This window comes from Streptomyces paludis (assembly GCF_003344965.1).
GTDB classification, from domain to species: domain Bacteria; phylum Actinomycetota; class Actinomycetes; order Streptomycetales; family Streptomycetaceae; genus Streptomyces; species Streptomyces paludis.
The window spans coordinates 2490107-2515447 of the sequence record NZ_CP031194.1 but is presented as its reverse complement, the minus strand read 5'-3'; the positions used below and the strand labels follow the sequence as shown (position 1 = coordinate 2515447).

At 71.0% G+C, this 25341-nt stretch carries 21 protein-coding genes and 1 tRNA gene; 17 read left to right on the top strand and 5 right to left on the bottom strand.

What is annotated here, in order from left to right:
- Positions 1-6: 6 nt before the first annotated feature.
- The 3 genes from DVK44_RS10815 to DVK44_RS10805 all read left to right on the top strand — a co-directional run bounded on the left by DVK44_RS10815 (position 7) and on the right by DVK44_RS10805 (position 5076).
- The gene (locus tag DVK44_RS10815) at positions 7-2538 is read left to right on the top strand and encodes a HelD family protein (RefSeq protein WP_228447080.1); all 2532 of its coding nucleotides are present in this window, start codon (positions 7-9) and stop codon (positions 2536-2538) included.
- Positions 2539-2973: 435 nt separating this feature from the next.
- On the top strand, positions 2974-4386 hold the full coding sequence (locus tag DVK44_RS10810; RefSeq protein WP_114659479.1) for an NAD-dependent malic enzyme: 1413 nt from the start codon (positions 2974-2976) through the stop codon (positions 4384-4386).
- Between the two features lie 408 nt (positions 4387-4794).
- Positions 4795-5076 carry an HU family DNA-binding protein gene (locus DVK44_RS10805; protein ID WP_003954777.1) on the top strand — a complete coding sequence of 94 codons (282 nt, stop codon included), beginning with the start codon at positions 4795-4797 and terminating at the stop codon, positions 5074-5076.
- A gap of 195 nt (positions 5077-5271) precedes the next feature.
- On the opposite strand, the gene murA is transcribed toward DVK44_RS10805, so the two are convergent.
- Positions 5272-6612 (bottom strand): UDP-N-acetylglucosamine 1-carboxyvinyltransferase, encoded by a 1341-nt coding sequence (murA, locus tag DVK44_RS10800; RefSeq protein WP_114659478.1) that lies wholly within the window; start codon positions 6610-6612, stop codon positions 5272-5274.
- A 295-nt stretch (positions 6613-6907) separates the two neighbouring features.
- Between murA and DVK44_RS10795 the strand changes: the two genes are divergently transcribed.
- From DVK44_RS10795 to DVK44_RS10775, 5 genes are all read left to right on the top strand, one after another.
- Positions 6908-7468, top strand: a complete 561-nt coding sequence (locus DVK44_RS10795) for a YqgE/AlgH family protein (RefSeq protein ID WP_114659477.1) — start codon at positions 6908-6910, stop codon at positions 7466-7468.
- 222 nt (positions 7469-7690) lie between these two features.
- A complete protein-coding gene (locus tag DVK44_RS10790; RefSeq protein WP_114624094.1) occupies positions 7691-7990 on the top strand; it encodes a DUF3039 domain-containing protein in 300 nt (99 codons plus the stop codon).
- Between the two features lie 553 nt (positions 7991-8543).
- Positions 8544-9437 (top strand): FAD binding domain-containing protein, encoded by an 894-nt coding sequence (locus tag DVK44_RS10785; RefSeq protein WP_114659476.1) that lies wholly within the window; start codon positions 8544-8546, stop codon positions 9435-9437.
- Positions 9434-10882: a 2Fe-2S iron-sulfur cluster-binding protein gene (locus tag DVK44_RS10780; protein WP_114659475.1), complete on the top strand. Its 1449-nt coding sequence runs from the start codon at positions 9434-9436 to the stop codon at positions 10880-10882. Before DVK44_RS10785 ends, DVK44_RS10780 begins: the two co-directional genes overlap by 4 nt.
- Positions 10879-13182, top strand: a complete 2304-nt coding sequence (locus DVK44_RS10775) for a xanthine dehydrogenase family protein molybdopterin-binding subunit (protein WP_114659474.1) — start codon at positions 10879-10881, stop codon at positions 13180-13182. Before DVK44_RS10780 ends, DVK44_RS10775 begins: the two co-directional genes overlap by 4 nt.
- A gap of 197 nt (positions 13183-13379) precedes the next feature.
- Here DVK44_RS10775 and DVK44_RS10770 read toward each other — a convergent pair.
- Positions 13380-13454, bottom strand: a tRNA-Cys gene (locus DVK44_RS10770).
- A gap of 211 nt (positions 13455-13665) precedes the next feature.
- On the opposite strand from DVK44_RS10770, the gene DVK44_RS10765 reads away from it, so the two are divergent.
- The 8 genes from DVK44_RS10765 (at position 13666) to DVK44_RS10730 (ending at position 21409) form a co-directional block, all read left to right on the top strand.
- Positions 13666-15174, top strand: coding sequence for an MFS transporter (locus tag DVK44_RS10765; protein ID WP_114659473.1), 1509 nt, complete (start codon positions 13666-13668; stop codon positions 15172-15174).
- Between the two features lie 74 nt (positions 15175-15248).
- Complete coding sequence (locus DVK44_RS10760) at positions 15249-15446, top strand: Arc family DNA-binding protein (RefSeq protein WP_114659472.1); 198 nt, start codon at positions 15249-15251, stop codon at positions 15444-15446.
- Complete coding sequence (locus DVK44_RS10755) at positions 15446-15814, top strand: type II toxin-antitoxin system death-on-curing family toxin (RefSeq protein WP_114659471.1); 369 nt, start codon at positions 15446-15448, stop codon at positions 15812-15814. Before DVK44_RS10760 ends, DVK44_RS10755 begins: the two co-directional genes overlap by 1 nt.
- Before the next feature lie 162 nt (positions 15815-15976).
- On the top strand, positions 15977-17770 hold the full coding sequence (locus DVK44_RS10750; protein WP_114659470.1) for a DEAD/DEAH box helicase: 1794 nt from the start codon (positions 15977-15979) through the stop codon (positions 17768-17770).
- A 586-nt stretch (positions 17771-18356) separates the two neighbouring features.
- Positions 18357-18998, top strand: coding sequence for an IclR family transcriptional regulator (locus DVK44_RS10745; RefSeq protein ID WP_114659469.1), 642 nt, complete (start codon positions 18357-18359; stop codon positions 18996-18998).
- Positions 18999-19177: 179 nt separating this feature from the next.
- Complete coding sequence (locus DVK44_RS10740) at positions 19178-19972, top strand: S16 family serine protease (protein WP_114659468.1); 795 nt, start codon at positions 19178-19180, stop codon at positions 19970-19972.
- 142 nt (positions 19973-20114) lie between these two features.
- Complete coding sequence (locus DVK44_RS10735) at positions 20115-20912, top strand: GNAT family N-acetyltransferase (RefSeq protein WP_114665048.1); 798 nt, start codon at positions 20115-20117, stop codon at positions 20910-20912.
- Positions 20909-21409 carry a GNAT family N-acetyltransferase gene (locus DVK44_RS10730; protein WP_114659467.1) on the top strand — a complete coding sequence of 167 codons (501 nt, stop codon included), beginning with the start codon at positions 20909-20911 and terminating at the stop codon, positions 21407-21409. The genes DVK44_RS10735 and DVK44_RS10730 overlap by 4 nt, the downstream gene beginning before the upstream one ends.
- 28 nt (positions 21410-21437) lie before the next feature.
- On the opposite strand, the gene DVK44_RS10725 is transcribed toward DVK44_RS10730, so the two are convergent.
- Positions 21438-21665, bottom strand: coding sequence for a DUF397 domain-containing protein (locus DVK44_RS10725; RefSeq protein ID WP_114659466.1), 228 nt, complete (start codon positions 21663-21665; stop codon positions 21438-21440).
- Positions 21662-22555: a helix-turn-helix domain-containing protein gene (locus tag DVK44_RS10720; protein WP_408055305.1), complete on the bottom strand. Its 894-nt coding sequence runs from the start codon at positions 22553-22555 to the stop codon at positions 21662-21664. The genes DVK44_RS10725 and DVK44_RS10720 overlap by 4 nt, the downstream gene beginning before the upstream one ends.
- Positions 22556-22775: 220 nt before the next feature.
- Here DVK44_RS10720 and DVK44_RS10715 point away from each other — a divergent pair, with 220 nt between their 5' ends.
- On the top strand, positions 22776-23528 hold the full coding sequence (locus DVK44_RS10715; RefSeq protein ID WP_114659465.1) for an SDR family oxidoreductase: 753 nt from the start codon (positions 22776-22778) through the stop codon (positions 23526-23528).
- A 214-nt stretch (positions 23529-23742) separates the two neighbouring features.
- Here DVK44_RS10715 and DVK44_RS10710 read toward each other — a convergent pair whose 3' ends face one another.
- Positions 23743-24963, bottom strand: a complete 1221-nt coding sequence (locus tag DVK44_RS10710; RefSeq protein WP_114659464.1) for a helix-turn-helix domain-containing protein — start codon at positions 24961-24963, stop codon at positions 23743-23745.
- Between the last annotated feature and the right edge of the window lie 378 nt (positions 24964-25341).

Sequence of the window (25341 nt, the reverse complement as noted above, 5' to 3'; positions counted from 1 at the left end):
CACGTCATGAAGGGGGCCTCGGTGGCCGCGCAGGATGCCGCTGTTCAATCAGCTGGACCCGCCGTCGATCCCGCACGCGACACGGGGCACGACTCCGTTCGCGACCGCGAGATCGGCGTCGAACAGCACCATCTGGACCAGGTGTACCGCCGGCTGGAGGAGAAGATCCACGAGGCGGAGTTCCTGATGAACGACGCCGCCAAACGGGGTCAGGTCGGGACCCCGGGAGCCCTTGCGGAGCGCGACGCGCAGGTCTTCCGGGCCGGTATCCACCTCAACCGGCTCAACAACGAGTTCGAGGACTTCCTCTTCGGCCGGGTCGACCTGCTCCGCGGCAAGGACGGGCAGAAGGGCCCGGACGGCGCGTTCACCTCGGTCGAGCCGGCCGACGACGCCATCCGTGACGACCGTACGGCCGAGATCGCCGAGACGCTCCACATCGGCCGGATCGGCGTCCTGGACTCCGACTACGCACCGCTGGTCATCGACTGGCGCGCGCCCGCCGCCGCGCCGTTCTACCGCTCCACCCCGGTGGATCCGGGGCGGGTCGTACGGCGCCGGGTCATCCGCTCCAAGGGCCGCAAGGTCCTCGGTGTCGAGGACGACCTGATGCGCCCCGAGCTGACCGCCACCCTGGACGGCGACCCGCTCGCCGTCATCGGCGACGGCGCCCTGATGGCCGCGCTCGGCCAGGCCCGCAGCCACACCATGCGCGACATCGTCTCGTCCATCCAGGCCGAACAGGACCTGGTCATCCGGGCCCCCGCCGCGTCCGTCACCGAGGTCGCCGGCGGCCCCGGCACCGGCAAGACGGCCGTCGCGCTGCACCGCGCCGCGTATCTGCTCTACCAGGACCGGCGGCGGTACGCGGGCGGCATCCTCATCGTCTCGCCGACGCCGCTGCTCGTGGCGTACACCGAGGGCGTGCTGCCCTCGCTCGGCGAGGAGGGGCAGGTCGCCATCCGCGCGGTCGGATCCCTGGTGGACGGCGCGGAGGCCACCGCGTACGACGAACCGGCCGTGGCCCGCGTCAAGGGCTCGGCGCGGATGATCCGGGTGCTGCGCCACGCGGCCCGGGGCGCGCTGGAGGGGGCCTCGGGAGGTTCGGGAGGCACGGGAGGCTCGGGGGGCCGGTCCGCGGGCCAGGGCGGGCGGCAGCGGCAGGGGCAGCTCCGGGACGGCGCCCAGCTGGCCTTCGGTGAGGACCCGGATGGCCCGGACGGCCCGGACGGTCTCGGCGGCCCCGACGACGACGAGCCCGCCCGTACCGTACGGACCGACCGGCTCCGCGTCGTCGCCTTCGGCCGCCGCCTGGAGCTGGCGGAGCCCGAGCTGCACCGCATCCGGCAGACGGTGCTCAGCGGCACCGCGCCCGTCAACCTGCTCAGACCGCGCGCCCGCCGGCTGCTGCTCGACGCGCTGTGGACCAAGTCCGGTTCGGCCGGCCGCCACACCGATCCCGAACTGGCGGCGGAGCTGCGCTCGTCGTTCGACGAGGACATCACCTCCGAGGACGACTTCACCGGCTTCCTCGACGCCTGGTGGCCCGAGCTGACCCCGCGCGCGGTGCTCGCCGCGATGGGCGACGAACGGCGTCTGGGCCGCTGGTCGCGCCGGGTCCTCAACCAGGGCGAGAGCCGCCGGCTGGCCCGCTCGCTCGCCCGGCTGGGGCCGGACGGCAAGGGGGCGCTCTCCGTGCACGACGTGGCGCTCCTGGACGAGCTGGAGATGCTCCTCGGCGCGCCGCCGCGCCCGCGCAAGCGGCGTGAGCTGGACCCGCTGGACCAGCTCACCGGGCTGGAGGAGCTGATGCCGACCCGCGAGGAGACCCAGCGCGAGCGGGCCGAGCGGCTGGCGGCGGAGCGTACGGAGTACGCGCATGTCATCGTCGACGAGGCGCAGGACCTGACGCCCATGCAGTGGCGCATGGTGGGCCGCCGCGGCCGGCAGGCCACCTGGACGGTCGTCGGGGACGCCGCGCAGTCGTCCTGGTCCGATCCGGACGAGGCGGCCGAGGCCCGTGACGAGGCACTCGGCACGCGCCCGCGCCGCCGCTTCACCCTGACGGTGAACTACCGCAACCCGGCGGAGATCGCCGAGCTGGCCGCGAAGGTCCTCCACCTGGCCATGCCCGGCATGGAGTCCCCGCGGGCGGTGCGCTCCACCGGCGTACGGCCGCGCTTCGCCGCCGTGGGCGACGGCGACCTGGCCGCGACCGTACGGGAGGAGGCGCGGCGGCTGCTGGAGCGGGTGGACGGCACCGTGGGCGTCGTCGTGGCCATGCACCGGCGCGAGCAGGCGGCGCGCTGGCTGGCCGGGCTCGGTGACCGGGTGGTGGCGCTGGGCAGTCTGGAGGCCAAGGGGCTGGAGTACGACGCGACGGTCGTGGTCTCCCCGGCGGACATCGCGGACGAGTCCCCGGCCGGGCTGCGGGTGCTCTACGTGGCGCTGACCAGGGCGACCCAGCAGCTCACGGTGGTCTCGGCGGCCCGGGACGAGCCGGACGCGGACGGGGTGCCGGACCTGCTGCGGGAGTAGGCGCGCACCGGGGGGCGTCCACTTTACGTTGACGTACGGGTTGACCCGCCGGATTGACCGCGGGTCAACTCGCGCGGGAGGGAATCACTTGTCGCGGGTGGTTTGTTAGCCTGGGGGTGGCACCGGTTCGATCCAAGCCCCCGGGCCCAACCTTAGTCGCTTCGAGCGACCACTTGCCGCGAGGCGAGCATGGCGGGCCGGTGCCACCTTTTTCTCGGCGGGCCCCTGCCGGATCAGCGGATCCGGCAGGGGCCTGTTTCTGTCGCGCGCCCGCCCTCGCCGCCCGCCCTTGCCGTCTCGCATCCTGGAAGACAGGTTCCGTAGATAAAGGTCTTTACCTGTTACCGGCCGGTAGGTGCGACCATCTGAAGGTCTCTCCGGTCCAGGGGCCGGACGGGGCGGCAATGAGGCTGAGGAAAGAAGAGGAACACGGTCATGGCAACGGCGCCCAGCGTCTCGTACTCGATGACGGTCAGGCTGGAGGTGCCCGCGAGCGGTACCGCGGTCTCGCAGCTGACCACGGCCGTGGAATCCTCCGGCGGCTCGGTGACCGGTCTGGACGTGACCGCTTCCGGCCACGAGAAGCTGCGGATCGATGTCACCATCGCCGCCAGCTCCACCGGCCACGCGGAAGAGATCGTGGAACAGCTCCGGGGCATCGAGGGGGTCACCCTCGGCAAGGTCTCGGACCGTACGTTCCTGATGCACCTCGGCGGCAAGATCGAGATGCAGTCCAAGCACCCCATCCGCAACCGTGACGACCTCTCCATGGTCTACACGCCCGGTGTGGCGCGCGTCTGCATGGCGATCGCGGAGAACCCCGAGGACGCCCGCCGGCTGACCATCAAGCGCAACTCGGTCGCCGTCGTCACCGACGGCTCCGCCGTGCTGGGCCTCGGCAACATCGGCCCGATGGCCGCGCTGCCCGTCATGGAGGGCAAGGCCGCCCTCTTCAAGCGCTTCGCCGGCATCGACGCCTGGCCGATCTGCCTGGACACCCAGGACTCCGACGAGATCGTCGCGATCGTCAAGGCCATCGCGCCCGGCTTCGCCGGCATCAACCTGGAGGACATCTCCGCGCCCCGCTGCTTCGAGATCGAGGCACGGCTGCGCGAGGCCCTCGACATCCCCGTCTTCCACGACGACCAGCACGGCACCGCCATCGTCGTCCTCGCCGCCCTGACGAACGCGCTGCGCGTGGTCGGCAAGGGCATCGGCGACGTACGGGTCGTCATGTCCGGCGCCGGCGCGGCCGGTACGGCCATCCTCAAGCTGCTGCTCGCGGCCGGTGTCAAGCACGCCGTCGTCGCCGACATCCACGGTGTCGTGCACGCGGACCGCGCCGACCTCGTCGACGCGGCCCCCGAGTCGCCGCTGCGCTGGATCGCCGACAACACGAACCCGGAGGGCGTCACCGGCACCCTCAAGGAGGCCGTGGTCGACGCGGACGTGTTCATCGGGGTCTCCGCCCCGAACGTGCTGGACGGTGCCGACGTGGCCGCCATGGCCGACGGCGCGATCGTCTTCGCGCTGGCCAACCCGGACCCTGAGGTCGACCCGGCGATCGCGCGCGAGACGGCCGCCGTGGTGGCCACCGGCCGCTCCGACTTCCCCAACCAGATCAACAACGTGCTGGTCTTCCCCGGTGTGTTCCGCGGCCTGCTGGACGCCCAGTCCCGCACGGTCAACACGGACATGATGCTGGCCGCCGCCGCCGCCCTCGCGAACGTCGTCGGCGAGGACGAGCTGAACGCCAACTACATCGTCCCGTCGGTCTTCAACGACCGGGTCGCGGGCGCGGTCGCGGGAGCGGTGCGCGAGGCCGCGAAGGCGAACGGCGAGGGCTGAGAAGCCGTCGTCCGGCTCCCGTACCGCACCGTACGCCGGTGGTACATCTCACGTCCGTCCGGTGCCCGGCGCGTCGCGATTCGCCGGGCCCCACGGGCCCATCTAGGGTGGCGGACCATGAGCCCCGCCGCTCCAGGGAGGTTTTCAGGGCCTCCGGCGGGTTCAAGGGCCCCAAGGCTCCAAGGAGTCTCCACAGAGTCGACGGAACGTCACGACGACGAGGCAGTGGCGCTTTTCGTGTGACTCCGGAGGGTGCCGGATTGGCTTTCCCGCCGCTGGTGGGGGCAGGATGCGTATTCGGGCGCGAGGGTCTGTCAGCAGACCCGGGTCCGGGGACTGTCCGAGGGCCCTGGCAGCATCGGCTTCGATCTCACGCCTCACAGGCAAGAAGAACACGGGAGTAACAACATGAACCGCAGTGAGCTGGTGGCCGCCCTGGCCGACCGCGCCGAGGTGACCCGCAAGGACGCCGACGCTGTGCTGGCCGCTCTCGCCGAGACGGTCGGCGAGATCGTCGCCAAGGGCGACGAGAAGGTCACCATCCCCGGCTTCCTGACCTTCGAGCGCACCCACCGTGCCGCTCGCACCGCTCGTAACCCGCAGACCGGCGACCCCATCCAGATCCCGGCCGGCTACAGCGTGAAGGTCTCCGCGGGCTCCAAGCTCAAGGAAGCCGCCAAGGGCAAGTAACACCCATAGGCGAACAGTGCCTGTACCTCCTGTACAGGACACCAGTACGACGCACAGGGGCGGCCATCCGATCCGGATGGCCGCCCCTGCTGTGCGAGGCCGTCAGAGGACCGTACAGAGCCGCGGAGCCCCTGGTCAGCGGCTCCGTACGGTCCTCCCGGCTTCGTACGGTCGGATCTACGGTCCTCTGTACGGTCAGGCGAGTGTGCGGCCCGGCAGTTCCACCTTCGCGCCCAGCTCCACCAGCTTGTCGAGGAAGTTCTCGTAACCGCGGTTGATCAGGTCGATGCCGTGCACCCGCGAGGTGCCCTGCGCCGCCAGCGCCGCGATCAGATACGAGAAACCGCCGCGCAGATCCGGAATGACCAGATCCGCGCCCTGGAGCCGGGTCGGCCCCGACACGACCGCCGAGTGCAGGAAGTTGCGCTGCCCGAAACGGCAGTCGGAACCGCCCAGACACTCCCGGTACAGCTGGATGTGCGCGCCCATCTGGTTGAGCGCGGAGGTGAAGCCGAGCCGCGACTCGTACACCGTCTCGTGCACGATGGAGAGCCCCGACGCCTGCGTCAGCGCCACCACCAGCGGCTGCTGCCAGTCCGTCTGGAAGCCCGGGTGTACGTCCGTCTCCAGCGCGATCGCGTTGAGCGAGCCGCCCGGATGCCAGAAGCGGATGCCCTCGTCGTCGATCTCGAAGGCCCCGCCGACCTTGCGGTACGTGTTGAGGAACGTCATCATCGAGCGCTGCTGCGCGCCCCGCACATAGATGTTGCCCTCGGTGGCCAGCGCCGCCGAGGCCCAGGACGCGGCCTCCAGACGGTCCGGCAGCGCCCGGTGCGTATAGCCGTCGAGCCGGTCGACGCCGGTGATCCGGATCGTCCGGTCGGTGTCCATCGAGATCATCGCGCCCATCTTCTGGAGCACGCAGATCAGATCCTCGATCTCCGGCTCCACCGCGGCGTTCGACAGCTCGGTGACGCCCTCGGCCAGCACGGCCGTCAGCAGCACCTGCTCCGTCGAGCCGACCGACGGGTACGGCAGCCGGATCTTGGTGCCGCGCAGCCGCTGCGGCGCCTCCAGGTACTGGCCGTCCGCCCGCTTCTCGATCGTCGCGCCGAACTGCCGCAGCACGTCGAAGTGGAAGTCGATCGGCCTGCCGCCGATGTCGCAGCCGCCCAGACCCGGGATGAACGCGTGGCCGAGCCGGTGCAGCAGCGGTCCGCAGAACAGGATCGGGATACGCGACGAGCCCGCGTGCGCGTCGATGTCCGCGACGTTCGCGCTCTCGACATGCGTCGGGTCGAGGATCAGCTCACCCGGCTCGTCACCGGGGCGCACCGTCACCCCGTGCAGCTGGAGCAGCCCCCGCACGACCCGGACATCACGGATGTCGGGCACATTGCGCAGCCGGCTCGGACCGCTGCCGAGCAGCGCCGCGACCATGGCCTTCGGCACCAGGTTCTTCGCGCCTCGGACGCGGATCTCGCCCTCCAGCGGGGTTCCACCGTGGACAAGCATTACATCGTCTGTGGCGGTCATGAATCTCGCGTTCCGGAGTGGGCGGGCAGGCGGTCAAGGAAAAGGGTAAGGGGCGAAGGCCCCTGTCCTGTAAGGGCCGGGACGGGCAGGACACGTGATGGACATGTAAGAGCGGAGGGTCGGCACGTACGGTGGAGGGCCCCTCGCGCAGGGTCACCGCGCGGGGTTCGCCCGCTGTCCGCCCGCTGTCCGCCGCGCGTCCGCCGCCCGTTCCGCCGCGCTCCAACAGGCCGAGATCCGGCCCACGTCGCCGGGCGCGCCCCGCGCGCGGCGAAGATGCGGGATCATGGCTCGCATGACCGAGGTGTCCTCGCTCACAGGGCGGCTGCTTGTCGCGACACCCGCCCTGTCGGACCCGAACTTCGACCGCGCGGTGGTCCTCCTGCTCGACCACGACGGGAAGGGTTCCCTCGGCGTGGTCCTCAACCGGCCCACCCCGGTGGACGTCGGGGACATCCTGGAGCCCTGGGGAGAGCTGGCGGGGGAGCCCGGGGTGGTCTTCCAGGGCGGCCCCGTCGCCCTCGACTCGGCGCTCGGCCTCGCCGTCATCCCCGGCGGCGAGGGGCCGTTGGGCTGGCGCCGGGTGTACGGGGCGATCGGCCTGGTCGACCTCGACGCGCCGCCCGAGCTGCTGGCACGGGCGCTCGGCTCGCTCCGTATCTTCGCCGGATACGCGGGCTGGGGCCCCGGCCAGCTGGAGAACGAACTGCGCGACGGCGCCTGGTACGTGGTCGACTCGGAGCCCGGCGACATCTCCTCGCCCCGGCCCGAGGGGCTGTGGCGGGCCGTGCTGCGCAGACAGCGCAGCGAGCTGGCGATGGTCGCCACCTACCCGGACGATCCCTCGCTCAACTGAGCCGCCGGACCGCGCGGAGGGCGATGGCGCGGGTCCCTGAAGGGCGATGACGCGGGCCTGGCGCGGGCGATGACGGGGATCCGGAAGGGGGGATTGGCCTGATTGCGCCGTCCTGCCCCGCCCCCGCTCCCGGCGTGTCGGCGCGATGCGTGAGCGCGCGGCTCCGGAGTGCACGGACCCGGGGCCGCCACGACGGGGCGGGCGTGGGTACCCTTGGCTCCCATGAGCACTCTTGAGCCCGATCGCGGGGCAGGCACGGGCACCCTCGTGGAGCCGACACCGCAGGTGTCGCGTGGCGACGGCGACCACGAGCGCTTCGCCCACTACGTCCAGAAGGACAAGATCATGGCGAGCGCCCTGGAGGGCACTCCCGTGGTCGCGTTGTGCGGGAAGGTCTGGGTACCGGGGCGCGACCCCAAGAAGTATCCGGTCTGTCCCATGTGCAAGGAGATCTACGAGTCCATGGGCCCCGGCGGGGACAAGGACAAGGGCAAGGGCGGCAAGGACGGCGGCAAGAAGTAGCCACCGGCCTTCGACGTCGGACGGCCCCCGGGGCGCGCGTGTGCGGCGCGCTCCGGGGGCCGTTCACGTTCTCGTCCACGTTCCCGTACGCGCTCACGCGTGCTCCCGTACGTACGCGAAGCGCGCGGCGATCGTGCGGCGATCGTGCGACGGGCGCGCGACGGGCGCGCGGCGCGGCGGGAATCCGCTGTGGCGAATATCGGCCGCGCGACGGCGTGTTGCCCCGGCGCGTCGTCCCCGATCGTGTGAACCCGCTGTGAACCGGGCGTGAACCGGTCCGCCGGAGAGCCGCCGAGGGCGGTCCGACGGTCCGTCCGCTCACCCGGTCCGTACGGATAAGTCGTACAACGACCGCCGAAGAGTGGCATTTCGCATCTGACGGCGAAGAGGTGTGAAACCGGACCTTCCCCCTGGTCGGGGACGGATGCACCCTTCGTGGACCCTCGCGACGACGGGCCCGGAAGATGTGCCAGAGTTGCCACGTCCGGGCTGTGAGCACGTACGGTACGGCAACACAGGCGGGACACCGGGACACCGGAAAGGGGCAGCTGGGTTGACCACGCACGCACCGCAAACGGCGCAGTTCGTGACGTTGCCGACCTCTCTCGACGAGGCCGTGGGGGCGCTCACCGCGATGCCCGCCGCCGTGCCCGTCGCGGGGGGAACCGATCTGATGGCGGCGGTCAACAAAGGCCAGCTGCGGCCCGCGGGACTCGTCGGCCTCGGCCGGATCAGCGAGTTGCGCGGCTGGCACTATCAGGACGGTCACGCGCTCCTCGGCGCCGGCCTCACCCACGCGCGCATGGGCAGGCCGGACTTCGCGGCGCTCATCCCCGCGCTCGCCGCGTCCGCGCGCGCGGCCGGGCCGCCCCAGATCCGTAACGCGGGCACGCTCGGCGGCAATATCGCCAGCGCCGCCCCGACGGGTGACGCCCTGCCCGTACTCGCCGCGCTCGAAGCCGATCTGGTGGTCGCGGGCCCGGACGGCGCGCGCCGCGAGATCCCCGTGTCGCATCTGCTGGCCGGCCGCGAGATGCTCGCGCCCGCCGAACTCATCGGCTTCGTACGCGTACCGCTGCTGCACGCCCCGCAGGTCTTCCTCAAGGCGACCGGCCGCACCGGCCCCGGCCGGGCCACCGCGTCCGTCGCCGTCGTCCTCGATCCGGCGCGGCGCGGTGTGCGCTGCGCGGTCGGGGCGATCGCGCCGATGCCGCTGCGTCCGCTGGAGGCCGAGCGCTGGATCGCCTCGCTCATCGACTGGGACGGCGCGCGCGGGCTCGCGCAGGAGGCGCTCGCCGCCTTCGGCGAGTACGTCGCCGCCGCGTGCATCCCGGACCAGCCGCCGCCGGGCGGGGGAGAGGCACCCCCGCCGTCGGCCGCCATACTTCATCTGCGGCGTACGGTCGCCGCGCTGGCCCGACGGGCACTGGGGAGGGCGTTGTCGTGACCACCAATGAGAGTTCCGGTACGGGGACGCCCGTGGCACCGGGCGGCTGGCAGCCGGTCCCGCAGGGCGGCGAGTACGACGGTGAGTCGACCGCGTTTGTCCAGCTGCCCCCGGAGGACTCCCAGGACGCGCCGCTGGCCGCGCCCGGGCACGGTTACGTACCGCCGAGCATCGGCCCGCCCACGCACAACGACCAGGCGGCGCCGGGCGGCTGGGCCGCGCAGCCGGTCGCCGGCGCGGGCGGCACACAGTGGCCCGAGCCCGCGCGGGACGGCAGTGGCACGGGGGACGGCCAGGCGTACGGCACGAGCGGCTACGCGCACGGCGGTTACGGCCCGGGCGGCTACGAGTCGCAGGGCACGAGCCACTGGAACTTCAGCGCCACCGTCGCGGAGGCGGACCTCGGCGCGGGGCCCGGTCAGGACGGCCAGGGGCCGTCCTCCTCGGGTACGGGCGGCGCGGACGGAGGCGGCGGCGCCGAGCTGACCGGCCAGTGGACCATTCCCGTCGCGCGGGGCGAACTGCCGGAGGAATCCGGCGAGTTCAGCACCGCCGCGCTGACGTCGTCGGCCCAGTGGACCGGCGGCAGCCCGCCCGCCACACTGCCGGGCGGCGCCGCCGCTCCGTGGGCGGCGGACGGGGACGCCACCGCGTCCGACGCGGCTGTCTCCGACGAGGGCGCCCCGGGCGCGGATACGGACGCGGGTACGGGCACGGAGGCGGCCACCCCCGCCGACGTACCGGAAACGCCCGAGCCCGCCCCCGCCCCGGAGTCCGCCGAGCCCGAGCCGCTCACCAGCAGCAACGGCACCGCCGAACACCCCGGCGGCTCCTACGTCCTGCGCGTCAACGGCGCGGACCGCCCCGTCACCGACGCGTGGATCGGCGAGTCGCTGCTGTACGTGCTGCGCGAGCGCCTCGGCCTCGCGGGCGCCAAGGACGGCTGCTCGCAGGGCGAGTGCGGCGCCTGCAACGTGCAGGTCGACGGCCGGCTCGTGGCGTCCTGCCTGGTGCCCGCCGCCACCGCGGCCGGCTCCGAGGTCCGTACGGTCGAGGGCCTGGCCGCCGACGGCGAACCCTCCGACGTCCAGCGGGCGCTGGCCAAGTGCGGTGCGGTGCAGTGCGGTTTCTGTATCCCCGGCATGGCCATGACCGTCCACGATCTGCTGGAGGGCAATCACGCCCCCAGCGAGTTGGAGACCCGCCAGGCGCTCTGCGGCAACCTCTGCCGCTGCTCCGGCTACCGTGGTGTGCTCGACGCGGTGGACGAGGTCGTCGCCGGCCGCAAGGCCAGCGCCGAGGCCGCCGCCGCGGCGTCCGAAGAGGCCCGCGTACCGCACCAGGCGTCACCCGGCGCCCAGAACGGCCAGCAGAACAACCAGCAGCAGAACAGCCAGCACCAGAACGGCCAGAACCCGCACTCGCCCGACGGAGGCATGGCGTGAGCAACGACGCGGCCACCGGGATCACGGCGCTCGACGGCCCCCAGCAGGAGCCGCCCGCGCACGGCCTCGGTGCGTCCCTCCCCCCGGCCGACGCGCGCGCGAAGACCGAGGGCACCTTCCCGTACGCCGCCGACCTGTGGGCCGAGGGACTGCTGTGGGCGGCCATCCTGCGCTCCCCGCACCCGCATGCCCGGATCATCGCCATCGACACCTCCGGCGCCGCCGAAATGCCCGGTGTACGGGCCGTCATCACCCATGACGACGTCCCCGGCGACACCGCGTACGGCCGGCGCGTCGTCGACCGTCCCGTGTTCGCCGCCGAGGTCGTGCGCCACCACGGCGAGGCCATCGCCGCCGTCGCCGCCGACCACCCCGACACCGCCCGGCTCGCCGCCGCCGCGATCACCGTCGAGTACGAGGTGCTCGACCCGGTCACCGACCCCGAGAAGGCGTTCGCCGCCGAACCGCTGCACCCCGACGGCAATCTGATCCGGCACATCCCGCTCAGCTACGGCGACGCCACGGTCACCGGCGAGGTCATCGTCGAGGGCCTCTACCGCATCGGCCGCCAGGACCCGGCCCCCATCGGCGCCGAGGCCGGCCTCGCCGTGCCGAGACCCGACGGGGGCGTCGAGATCTACACCGCCTCCACCGACCCGCACACCGACCGCGATCTGGCCGCCGCCTGCTTCGGGCTCGCCCCCGAGATGGTCAAGGTCGTCGTCACCGGCGTCCCCGGCGCCACCGGCGACCGCGAGGACCCGGGCTTCCAGATCCCGCTCGGCCTGCTCGCCCTGCGCACCGGCTGCCCGGTCAAACTCGCCGCGACCCGCGAGGAGTCCTTCCTCGGCCACGCCCACCGCCACCCGACCCTGCTCCGCTACCGCCACCACGCGGACACCGAGGGCCGGCTCGTCAAGGTCGAGGCGCAGATCCTGCTGGACGCGGGCGCGTACGCGGACGCCTCGTCCGAGTCCCTCGCGGCGGCCGTCGCCTTCGCCTGCGGCCCGTACGTCGTCCCGCACGCCTTCATCGAGGGCTGGGCCGTCCGTACGAACAACCCGCCCTCCGGCCATGTCCGGGGCGAGGGCGCCATGCAGGTCTGTGCCGCGTACGAGGGCCAGATGGACAAGCTGGCAGCCAAGATCGGGGTGGACCCGGCCGAACTCCGGCTCCGTAACGTCCTCGCGACCGGCGACATCCTGCCCACCGGCCAGACCGTGACCTGCCCGGCCCCGGTGGCCGAACTCCTCACCGCCGTACGGGACTACCCGCTGCCGCCGCTCCCCAAGGACACCCCCGAGGCCGCCTGGCTGCTGCCCGGCGGCCCGGAGGGCGCGGGCGAGCCGGGCGCGGTACGGCGCGGGGTCGGCTACGCGCTGGGCATGGTCCACATGCTGGGCGCCGAGGGGGCCGACGAGGTCTCCACCGCCACCGTCAAGGTCCACGACGGCATCGCCACGGTCATCTGCGCGGCCGTCGAGACCGGACAGGGCTTCGCCACCCTCGCCCGGCAGATCGTCCAGGAGACCCTGGGCATCGAGGAGGTCCACGTGGCCTCCGTCGACACCGACCAGCCCCCGGCGGGCCCGGCCGCCCACGGACGCCACACCTGGGTCTCGGGCGGCGCGGTCGAGCGAGCGGCGAAGATGGTCCGTACGCAGCTCCTCCAGCCGCTGGCGCACAAGTTCGGGATGTCGACCGAGCTGCTCCAGATCACCGACGGCAAGATCACCTCGTACGACGGGGTGCTCTCCACCACCGTCACCGAGGCCATGGACGGCAAGGAACTGTGGGCCACCGCCCAGTGCCGCCCGCACCCGACCGAGCCCCTCGACGCCTCCGGGCAGGGCGACGCCTTCGTGGGCATGGCGTTCTGCGCGATCCGCGCGGTGGTGGACGTCGACATCGAGCTGGGCGCGGTACGGGTGGTGGAGATGGCCGTGGCGCAGGACGTCGGCCGCGTCCTCAACCCGGCGCAGCTCGCGACCCGGATCGAGGCCGGCGTCACCCAGGGCATCGGCACGGCCCTCACCGAGAACCTGCGTACCAACCGCGGGGTGATCCGCCGTCCCGACCTGACCGGTTACGCGCTGCCGACGTCCCTGGACGCGCCGGACATCCGGATCGTCCAGCTCATCGAGGAGCGCGACGTGGTCGCGCCCTTCGGCGCGAAGCCCGCCAGTGCGGCGCCGGTCGTGACGTCCCCGGCGGCGGTGGCGTCGGCGGTACGGGCGGCCACGGGCCGGCCGATCAGCCGACTCCCGATCCGGCCGCAGGCGGCGGTGGCGGCGCCGTGATTCCGTAGTACTTCGTCACTCCGCTGCCCCGGCATTCGCCGCAGTTGCCGACCGTGCAGGAGAACGGCATGGGCAGCCCGCCGTCCAGCCCCGCTTCGGCGGGAACTCGGCACGATGCTCACCCGCTAACCTCACGGCGGGGCATCGGGCTGACACGAGGAGCGGCCCGCCCCCCGGAGGGGACGGGCCGCTCTGTATGGAGGCCGTGGCGGGAATCGAACCCACGTAACTCGATTTGCAATCGAGCCCCTGAACCACTCGGGCACACGGCCGGGCAACTGCTGTTGTTCGCTGTTCTCTGCGTTCTCTGCTTTCCTCTTGCCTTCTCGAAGGTAGGCCCCCGCACCTCACCCGCTCAAGGGTCCCGGGCGCCGTGCAACGCGACTGCCATACGCCGTTCATGAACGGCTTACGACCAAGGGACCAGGGCGGATACACCTCGCGCCAGGGCTCAAACAGGGACAAGCCCCTTACGCTGAGGCAATGACCGTCCCGGATCCGTACGACGCCGCCGTCGCACCAGCACCAGCCCAAGCGCCCGCCCCCGCCCCCGCCCCCGCGCCGACGCCCGAGCGCGGGGTGCTCGGGCCGGCGCACCGGGCGCTCAGCATCGGCATCGTTTCCGTCGTGCTGCTGATCGCCTTCGAGGCGACCGCCGTCGGTACGGCGATGCCGGTGGCCGCGCGGGAGCTGCACGGCGTGTCGCTGTACGCGTTCGCGTTCTCGGCGTACTTCACCACCAGCCTCTTCGCGATGGTGCTGTCCGGGCAGTGGGCCGACCGCAGCGGGCCGCTGGCGCCGCTCGCCACCGGGATCAGCGCGTTCGCCGCCGGGCTGATGGTCTCGGGCACCGCGTCCACGATGCTGCTGTTCATCCTCGGCCGCGCCGTGCAGGGGCTCGGCGGCGGGCTGGTGATCGTCGCGCTGTACGTCGTCGTGAGCCGCGCGTATCCGGAACGGCTGCGGCCCGCGATCATGGCCGCGTTCGCCGCGAGCTGGGTGATCCCGTCGGTGGTCGGGCCGCTCGCCGCCGGGACGATCACCGAGCACCTCGGCTGGCGCTGGGTGTTCGTCGGCATCCCCGTGCTCGTCCTGCCGCCGCTGGCGCTCGCGCTGCCCGCGATACGGCGGACGGCGTCCGGGCCGGCCGACCCGTCGGGACCCGTGCCCGCGTTCGACGCGCGCCGGATCCGGCTCGCGCTCTCGATCTCGCTGGGCGCGGCGCTGCTCCAGTACGCGGGCCAGGAGGCGCGCTGGCTCTCGCTCCTGCCGGCGGTGGCCGGGATCGCGTTCCTCGTGCCCGCCGTGCTCGGGCTGCTCCCGGCCGGCACCTGGCGCGCGGCTCGCGGGCTGCCGTCGGTGGTGCTGCTCCGGGGGGTCGCGGCGGGGTCGTTCATCGCGGCGGAGAGCTTTGTGCCGCTGATGCTCGTCACCCAGCGCGGCCTCTCCCCGACCATGGCCGGTCTCTCGCTGGCGGCGGGCGGCGCGACATGGGCGCTCGGTTCGTACGTACAGTCCCGGCCGCGCCTGGAGCCGTACCGCGAGCCGCTGATGGCGGGCGGCATGGTGCTGGTCGCGCTGGCGATCGCCATCGCGCCGACCGTACTGATCGAGGCCGTCCCGGTCTGGGTCCTGGCGGTCGGCTGGGGCGTCGGCTGTCTCGGCATGGGCGCGGTGCTGGCCTCGACGAGCGTGCTGCTCTTCAAGCTCTCGGCGCCGGAGGAGGCGGGCGCGAACTCGGCGGCGCTCCAGATGTCCGACGGCCTCTCGAACGTCCTCCTCCTCGCGGCGGGCGGCACGGCCTTCGCCGCCCTGGGCGGCGGCGCGGTGGGCCACAGCGCCGCCACCGACGCGGCAACCGCCGCCACCACCGGCTCCCACCCGGCGGCCTTCGTGGCGGTCTTCCTCCCGATGGCGATGGTGGCCCTGGCGGGGGTCTGGGTGGCCCTGCGGGTACGGGTCCCGGCGGCGGGGCCGGTTCCCGGGCGATAGCAGGTGGGGGGCCGGGTCCGGTCCGGTGAACAACTCTTTGGGCCCCACGCGGTACCACTCGGTACCATGGCGCCATGGCTGGTCTGAATCTGAGGTTCACCGAAGAAGAGCTGGACGCCCTGCGCGATCGTGCTGATGCTGAGGGGCGCAGTATGCAGTCCTTCGCGCACGACGCGGTCATGACCGCTGTGAACGAGCGCGCCCGCCTCTTCAACGAGGCGGCGGCCCACGTGCTGAGAGCGAGTGAGGAGCTGAACCGGAGGCTCGCCTGATGTACTACTTGACGCTGCCGGAGAGTCTCGGCCTCGCCAAGAATCTCGGCACCGACGAGGTGCGTGATTACGGGCTGCTCGACTCGGCCCTCTCGCGCCCGCAGGCGAGCGTGTTCGGCCAGGATGCCTATCCGGACGTATGGCAGAAGGCCGCTGCCCTGATGGAATCGCTGGCACGCAATCACGCGCTCGTGGACGGCAACAAGCGCATCGCCTGGTATGCAACCTGGGTCCTTCTGCACCTGAACGGGCATCCGCTGCGACCCGACTTCGACGTCGACGAAGCGGAACGGTTCGTGCTGAGCGTCTGCCAGGGCGAGCTGGAGATGCCGAAGATCGCTGAGCTGCTCCCGCGCTTCGCGCGCTGAGCCGATGACGGTGTGGCGCCCGTCCCACCTGTCCGCCGACCCCTCGGTTCATACGAGGACCGGGCCGTCGCGCGGGTAGGGTGGCCCGGTCCTCGTACGCGCGGTCCCCGCCCTCGCGGCCCCCGCCCACGCGTGCCGACCCCGAGCGCCGAACCGGAGACCGTGACTACTACCGCCTCCTCCCCCTCCTCCCATCACCTCTCACCCGCGTTTCCCGGCCGCGCCCCCTGGGGCACCGCCAACAAGCTGCGCGCCTGGCAGGAGAACGCCCTCGGCAGATATCTGGAGACGCAGCCGCGCGACTTCCTCGCCGTCGCGACCCCCGGCGCCGGGAAGACGACCTTCGCGCTGACCCTGGCGTCCTGGCTGCTGCACCACCACGTCGTGCAGCAGGTGACCGTCGTCGCGCCCACCGAGCACCTGAAGAAGCAGTGGGCCGAGGCCGCCGCCCGTATAGGCATCAAGCTGGACCCGGAGTACAGCGCGGGACCGGTGAGCAAGGAGTACGACGGCGTCGCCATCACCTACGCCGGTGTCGGCGTGCGGCCCATGCTGCACCGCAACCGGTGCGAGCAGCGGAAGACCCTGGTCATCCTCGACGAGATCCACCACGCCGGTGACTCCAAGTCCTGGGGCGAGGCATGCCTGGAGGCGTTCGAGCCGGCGACCCGGCGGCTCGCGCTGACCGGGACGCCGTTCCGCTCCGACACCAACCCCATCCCGTTCGTCGCGTACGAGGAGGGCAACGACGGCATCCGCCGCTCCTCCGCCGACTACACGTACGGCTACGGGAACGCGTTGGGCGACGGCGTCGTCCGCCCCGTCATCTTCCTCAGCTACAGCGGCAACATGCGCTGGCGCACCAAGGCCGGCGACGAGATCGCCGCCAAGCTCGGCGAGCCGATGACCAAGGACGCCATCTCCCAGGCATGGCGCACCGCCCTCGACCCGCGCGGCGACTGGATGCCCAACGTCCTGCGCGCCGCCGACCGCCGGCTCACCGAGGTCCGCAAGGGCATCCCCGACGCCGGCGCCCTGGTCATCGCCAGCGACCAGGACTCGGCCCGCGCGTACGCCAAGATCATCCGGGAGATCACCGGCTCGAAGGCGACCGTCGTCCTCTCCGACGACACCGGCGCGTCCAAACGTATCGACGAGTTCAGCGCGAACCACGACCGCTGGATGGTCGCCGTCCGCATGGTGTCCGAAGGCGTCGACGTCCCCCGTCTCGCCGTCGGTGTGTACGCCACGACCATCTCCACCCCGCTCTTCTTCGCGCAGGCCGTGGGCCGTTTCGTACGGTCCCGGCGGCGCGGCGAGACCGCGTCCGTGTTCCTGCCGACCATCCCCGGCCTGCTCGGCTTCGCCTCCGAGATGGAGGTCGAGCGCGACCATGTGCTCGACAAGCCGAAGAAGGGCGAGGACGACCCCTACGCCGAGTCCGAGAAGGAGATGGCGGAGGCCGAGAAGCTCCAGGACGAGGACACCGGCGAACAGGAGCAGTTCACGTTCGAGGCGCTGGAGTCCGACGCCGTCTTCGACCGGGTCATGTACGACGGCGCCGCCTTCGGCATGCAGGCGCACCCCGGCAGCGAGGAGGAGCAGGACTACCTCGGCATCCCCGGCCTGCTGGAACCGGACCAGGTGCAGATGCTGCTCCAGAAGCGGCAGGCCCGGCAGATCGCGCACAGCCGTAAGAAGCCGGACGCGGAGGCGGACCTGCTGGAGCTGCCCGCCGAGAAGCGGCCCGTGGTCTCCCACAAGGAGCTGCTCGGGCTGCGCAAGCAGCTCAACACGATGGTCGGCGCGTACGTCCACCAGAGCGGCAAGCCGCACGGGGTGATCCACACCGAGCTGCGCCGGGTGTGCGGCGGGCCGCCGAGCGCGGAGGCGACGGCGGGTCAGCTGCGGGAGCGGATCGCGAAGGTGGGGGAGTGGGCGACGCGGATGCGCTGAGGGGCGCTGTCGGCCCCCTGGGTCACCGAGTGCTTCTGGTGCGGCGCGGTGAGTGACCGAAAAGCGCTGGGTGTCGCGCCTGCGCTCGACGCGCTGAGTGACCGGGGCGCGTCCGTCCCGTGCGGCGGGACCGTCGAGATGGATGCGCTGCTGAGTAAAGATATGCGCGACGAATTATCACCCAGCGTCACCCCGCGTGTGCGGCGCATATGACTGCGGCTGCTGCCCTTTCGGGTGGCAGCCGCATCCATATGCCGACATCACCGAAATAAACGCCCGAACCAGCCGTTTTTCAGGGCGCGTTCGACCGGTCGGCCAAGCCGGCATACACGGAAGATCAACTCCGTTCCGTTATCGGCCGGTCGCCTCCTGTGCCCGGATTCTGGACCAGGGCTTCCGCTGAGCGGAGTCCAGTGGTTAGTGTCCCCGAAACGTAAACGCTCCGTGGCAACTCCGCCGCGTAGCGCATCCGGTGGCGTCAGGCCACCGGTGGCCTCTCCGTGTGTCACCGACGGGACCGGTGCCGCAGGTCGTGAGAGTGCCGTCGTCACTCACTCCGAATTCTCACTCCGAAGGAGAGGGCGTCGTGACCGCGGAGACTTCCCAGACGCTGGACCGAGGACTACGGGTCCTCAAACTGCTCGCCGACACCGATCACGGGCTGACCGTGACCGAACTGTCCAACCGGCTCGGGGTCAACCGGACCGTCGTCTACCGGTTGCTCGCCACCCTAGAACAGCACGCCCTGGTCCGCCGCGACCTGGGCGGCCGGGCCAGGGTGGGGCTCGGTGTGCTGCGGCTGAGCCGGCAGGTGCATCCCCTCGTACGGGAGGCCGCGCTGCCCGCGCTGCGCTCGCTCGCCGAGGACATCGGCGCCACCGCCCATCTGACGCTCGTCGACGGGGCGGAGGCGCTGGCCGTCGCGGTCGTCGAGCCGACCTGGACCGACTACCACGTCGCGTACCGCACCGGCTTCCGGCACTCGCTCGAACGCGGCGCGGCGGGCCGGGCGATACTCGCCGCCCGGCAGAACGCCTACAGCGAACCGGCCTGCACCCTGACCGCCGGCGAGCTGGAGGCGGGCGCGAGCGGGGCGGCGGCGGCGCTGATCGGGGTGACGGGGATCGAGGGCAGCGTGGGCGTGGTGATGCTGGCGGACGCCGTACCGGAACGGGTCGGTCCGCGGGTGCTCGACGCGGCGCGGGAAGTGGCGGACGCGCTGCGCTGAAACGGTTCGCCGGGTGGGTGGCGGGTGCGGTGGGTGGCGTACGGCCGGTTCCCGGGCGTACGGCTGCTTCCCGGGCGCAGGGCGGGTGGCGCAGGGCGCAACAGCGCGACCGGGGGTTCCCGTCCGTCCCCCCGTCCGCCCTTGCGCACGGCTCACAGCGCGACCGATAGATTGACCGGGTGTTCTCTCGCCTCACGCGCCCCGGCGCCCTCGCGCTCTGCGCCGTTCCGATCGTCGCGCTGTTCGTCGTCGTCGGGGTCGCGCCGCTGCCGTACGCCGTGGCGCAGCCGGGCATGACGGCGAACGTCCTCGGCGCGAACCAGGGCCGCCAGATCATCACCATCACCGGCGACACGCCCACCCGCGAGACCACGGGCCAGCTGCGGATGACGACCATCGAGGCGACGGGCCCGTCCACGGACGTCGACTTCGGCGATGTGGTCGCGGGCTGGTTCCGTACGGACCGGGCCGTGCTGCCGCGCGAGGCGGTCTATCCGTCGGGCAAGTCCGACAAGGAGATCCGGCAGCACAACGTCCACGACATGGTCCAGTCGCAGGACTCCGCGACCCGCGCCGCCCTCGGCTACCTCGGCAAGAACCCGAGGAACGTCGACGTCACCCTCCACCTCTCCGACGTCGGCGGCCCCAGCGCCGGCCTCCTCTTCGCGCTCGGCATCGTCGACAAGCTCGACGGCGACGGCACGGGCGGCGACCTCACCGGTGGCCGCGTCATCGCCGGTACGGGCACGATCACGGGCGACGGCGAGGTCGGCGCCGTCGGCGGGGTCGCGCTCAAGACCCAGGCGGCGGGCCGCGACGGGGCGACCGTCTTCCTCGTACCGAAGGCGGAGTGCTCGGACGCGAAGAGCGAGCTGCCGAAGGGGATGCGGCTGATCCCGGTGACCACGCTCAAGGGCGCGGTCTCGGCGCTGAAGGCGCTGGGGAAGCAGGACGAGAAGGTCCCGGCCTGCTGACTGGGCTACGGAGCTACTGAGCTACGGAGCTGACGGCTGCGCCCGCAAACCGTTGGCCGACCGCCGGACCGACGTGATGTGATCGGCCAACATGAAGCGGATGACAGGGCCGGACCCGGGCGAGCACGACCTGCTGCGCAGGATGGAGCAGAACCTCGCGGAACACGCCGCCCACCTCCACCGGCGGATGACAGGCGCGAGCACCGCCGAGGCCGATGACCTCCTCATCGCCGACAGCGGTCTCGACGACGACACCTTCAACATCGTCGCCGCCGCCCGCTTCACCGAGGCGACTGCCCCGGCGCGGATCGCTGAGACCCTCCGGGCTCTGACCGCGACCGGCCGCCCGTTCTCCTGGTGGGTGGGGCCCGCGTCCGCACCGGCCGATCTGAGCGCGCGCCTCTCGGCCGCCGGTCTGCCCGTCGCTGAGCGCGAGACGGCGATGTGGGCCGAGCTGACCGACACCGCGCCGCGTCCGTACGTACCGGACGTACCGGAGGGACTCGATATCCGCCCGGTGACCACGCCTGAGCAACTGGACGACTACGCCACGGTCCTCGCCGCCAACTGGGATCCGCCCGCCGACACCGTCCGCCGCTTCTTCACCCTCGCCGCCGCCGAACAGGCGTCGGCCCTGGCGCCCGACAGCCCGGCCCGCTACCTGGTCGGTTACGTCGACGGCCGTCCGGTCTGCTCGGCCGAGGTCTTCCTCCATGCCGGTGTCGCCGGGATCTACAACATCAGCACCCTGACCGCCCACCGCCGACGCGGCTACGGCGGCGCCATCACCCTCGCCGCGCTCCGCACCGCCGTCGACCTGGACCACGGCACCGCCGTACTCCAGGCGTCCACCGACGGCGAACCCGTCTACCGACGCCTGGGCTTCCACCCCTGCGGCCAGTTCACCGAACACGCCCTCCTGGCCCCGGAGCCCGCATGACCACCGTAAACGCCCCTCGGAACGCACCCTGGCTGGAGGAGATCACTCCGGCCAACCTCGACGCCGCGCTCGGTGTACGGGTCCACCCCGATCAGGAACGGTTCGTCGCACCGGTCGTGAAGTCGCTGGCCGAGGCATACGTACATCCCGGTGTGGCCTGGCCGCGCCTGATCGTGGACGGTGACCGGAGGCCGGTCGGCTTCCTGATGGCCTTCCTCGGCATCGACTTCAAGGGCGACGGCACGGGCACCGACATCCGCTCCGGCCTCTGGCGCCTCAACATCGCGGCCGGTGAACAGGGGCGCGGTTACGGCCGCTTCGCGGTCGAGGCCGTGGCCGCCGAGATCGCCCGCCGGGGCGGCACCCGCTTCACCACCACCTGGGAGCCGGGCGAGGACGGCCCCGAGGGCTTCTACCTGGGGCTCGGCTTCCGGCCTACGGGAGAGCGGAGCGGCGGGCAGACGGTGGGGGAGCGCGAGCTGTCCGCCGTACGGTAGCCACCCCGGCGGCCGACGCAGACGCGGTCTACTGGCCGGCCTGCACGCGCCCGCGCCCTGACGCGTACGTGACGAAGTCCCCCCAGGCGGTGGGGGCGAAGCCCAGGTGGGGGAGGCGGATGTCCTTGGTGTCGCGGACGTGGATGGTGTGAGGGGTGGCGGCGACCTCGACGCACTCCGGGCCGTCGTTGGTGCTGTAGCTGCTTTTCGTCCACCTCGGCGCGGAGCCGTCTCCGGCAGAGGGCTTGAGAGTCATGTTTCTCCAAGAAGCTTCTCAATGAAGGCCATCGATTCTCGTGGCCTCAGTGCCTGCGATCGGATCATCCCATAGCGCATATCGAGGATCTGGACCTCCTTGGGGTCGGAGATCACACGACTGATGAGCTGGACTTCGTTGTGCCCCACTGTCGCGCCGTTCTGGAGCTTCAGTACCTGGAGCGAGCCGCCCAAGCCTGAGTGCTCCTCGGCCGATGTGGGCATCACCTGGATTTCGACGTGCCGCAACTTGCCAATTTTCAGGAGGTGTTCGAGCTGTCCCCGCAATACCATTCTGCCTCCGACGGGCCGCCGGAGCACCGCCTCTTCCTGCACGAACGTGAGCAAAGGGAAGGGCCGCCGATCGAAGATGCTCTGCCGCCCCAGCCGGGCGGCCACCAGACGTTCGAGTTCGTTGTCATCGTAAGCCGGTCGCCGTAGCCCGTACAGCGAGCGGGCGTACGCCTCCGTTTGGAGAAGCCCGTGAACAACGGTGTTTCCATATGCGCCCAGCTCTACCGCTTCCGCCTCAAGCTTCGCCAGGTTCCGGACCTTCCGGGGGTAGCGAACGACCGCCACGTCCGCCTTCATCGCGGAGATCCTGCCGCCCGCCTTCAGGACCTTGTCCGCCTTGTCCAGGAACTCCGGTCTGGGGATGCGTTTTCCGGCCTCGACCTTGTAGACCTGGTTCTCGCTGTACCCGATCGCCACCCCGAACTCGATCTGGCTCAGGCCCGCCGCCATCCGCCAGAGCTTGATCTGCCGGCCCAACGCAGTGATGACCCCGTCGGACTCCTCGTCGGAGCCGGGCTCCCAGTCCGGCTCGTCCGTTCCGTCCGCTCCCTCTGCCGCGCCGCTGTCCGTGCCCGTACCGCCGTTGTCCACGCCCACTGCGTACACCTCCGAAACGAGACCTCGCTCGCTACGTAATCCCCTCGACGCTGCGAAAAGTCACGCCCCGCGCACCGGACAGAACCCGTACAACACCCGGACAGAAACCCGGCCATGCCGCTCGAACGCGCGTGCAGTCGGGGTGGGAAGTCCTAGGCCGAAGGTCTCCTTCCCCTCTCCACGAACGGCTTGTGATGATGTCGGCGTGTCCGGCACTCGCATGAACTTGGAACACCAACGCGTCGTCATCACGGGTGCGGCCCGTGACTTCGGCCGTACTCTCGCCATCCGCTTCGCTCAGCAGGGGGCTGAGGTCTATCTGTCCTCCCGTTCCCTGGAGGCGTCGCGGCGCGTGGCGGCCGAGATCCGTGACCTCGGGCATGAGCGGGTGCACGCCTTCGCCTGCGACGTGGCTGAAGCCGCCTCGATCCGGTGGTTTGCCGCCGAACTGGCGGAACGTACCGACCGGGTGGACGTGCTGGTCAACAATGGGGCCCGCTGGCTGGAGGGGCCGGATCTGCTCTCGGCTAGCGACGAGGACGTGATCGACACCATCGCCTCCGGGGCCACCGGCACGGTCCTGATGGTGAAGCGCCTGCTGCCGCTGCTGCTCGCGTCCGACCGCCCGGACATCGTCAACATGATCTCCGCGGCTGGGCTCCCCGGCCACCACCGCTCCGACGCACACGCCGCCTTCTACGCGGCGAAGAGCGCACAGGCCGGCTTCGCCGACGTCCTCTCCAAGCGGCTGAGACCCCACGGTGTGCGGGTCATCTCGCTCTACCCGCCGGACTTCCACAACCCGGATCCGCTCTCCCCGCAGTGGGAGACCACACCGCGCGGCTCCGGCGACATGCTGACGGCCCAATCCGTCGCGGAGTGTGTGTTCTTCGCACTCGGCCAGCCCCGGGACTGCTTCATCAAGGCGTTCCACTTCGAGCAGCTCCCCGAACAGGGCCCCCACCAGACGTGATTCTTACTGGCACAGGCGGGAATTCCTCGCGTGGACGGTCTGCACTGAGACCCTTCGGCGCGTGGCTCGCGTCCGCCGTTTGACCGGGCGGGTACCCCATACCCGCCCGCTGGCTGAGCGGCAGGGATCCGCAGCAACACAGAGCCCCCGCGCCGTCATCTACACCAGGTGACGGATGCGGGGATTTCTGCGTTCTCAGGTGCAGGCGGGCCAGTCAGTCTCCTTTAGGGATTGCCTTCAATCCCTGGTAAGCCTCTCGCAGATCGGACGCTTCCGGAAGCTGTCGCCGCTCCACGGCCTTAACGACTTCAAGCGCGCGCCAGTGATTTGAAGGAACGATGCGGCCGGAAAGTATGGCCCGCTGTGCCGCATTGCACGCCTCGTCCAGCCGGTCACCACCAAGTAAAGCCAGCGCCAAGTCAATATTTGCTGAAGCCACTCGGCGCGGCCATTTTTTCACGTCGCCACTGGGCGCCAGTCTGGTGATTACCTGGCGGGCGTAGTCCTCCGCTGCTGAATCTCCGATCCATGCAAGGGTCGTCGCCGTATAAGCCAGGGCCTTACCGGGATCATATTGGTAGTGATGTTCAGTTCCCTTGCGTGGGGACATTGCGGATGACATTCTTTGAACTCGGTCTATCGCCGCGTACGTTTCGGGCCCCTCTCCGAGTCGCGCTCTCGCCCGCCCCTCTTGCGCTGTTGCCTGGATTGCGGCCGATGTTCCGGTCGGCGCCAATTCCTGTGCGATCAGAGAGAGTTCCAGCGCGCGGGCGTAGTCGCCATCCGTGAGCACTCGCCAAGCGTCCGTTTCGTAACACCATGCCTCAATTTCACGGTGCTCTGCGTGCTGAGCGAGGGTAGCTGCCGTCTGCAACCGGGCAGTCGCGGCGCACTCTTGGTTCAGGTCGATATGCAGAGTGGCTCCCAAAAGTTGGAACCAGCCTCCGGTCACATAAAGGCGGCGCTGTTCTGTAAGCGTCATGCGTGCATCCATGAGGCGAGTCACATACGCGGAATGCTTGCGTACTCTTTCGAGCAGGTCTTGCGGAGGAGACACGGGGTATTTCATAGCCAGTTCATCAAACGCACCTTCGAGACGATTCAATGTCTCCTTCCCTACGTCGCTGGCTGAAACCCGTCGAGCCAATTCGAGTGCGTCAAACTCGTCTTCACTATCCGGAGATGCGGCAGTGAGCCAACCGGCACGAGACTGCGGCGGGGCGTAAGCGTCAGGAATCAGCAGCACGTCAAGTTCTCTTGAGGTGATCGACAACGCCTTAGCGATCTTCGGGCGCTGCCAAGGTTGGGGGTCGTTCTTTCCGCTCTCCCAGCGCTGGACCGTTGAGCGATCAGCGCCGACTGCTTCCGCGAACTCCTCCTGATTGAACCCGCACGCTTTCCGGCGCTCCGCCAACCTCCGTCGCCTGCTGGTCATCGTGGCCGGCCTCCTCTCAGGAACACGTCTTCCCTGGTCAGCGTAGCCAGTGCGGCCAGGGCGCGGCAGGGTTGCGGCCCTTTTGCTGTGGTGTGCGGACCTTCATCAGGCTTGTCTTGACCAACGGGCAGCAACGGACTTGCCGAAACGAGCGGGATGGTGACCATGGCGACCAGGACACGGACCACGCAGGAGAATCCCGTAGATCTCCCGTTGAGGTTGGAGAGTGACCCGAAGCCGGTCCCGGGGTGCGCGCACTGCGACAACGTCGCTATGGAGCGCGACCGGGCGCAGGCGAACGGCGACGGGAGCAAGCAGAGCGACTGCAACGTCAGGATGATCCGCCACCACGCGGACGCCCATGGGTGACCAGGCCCG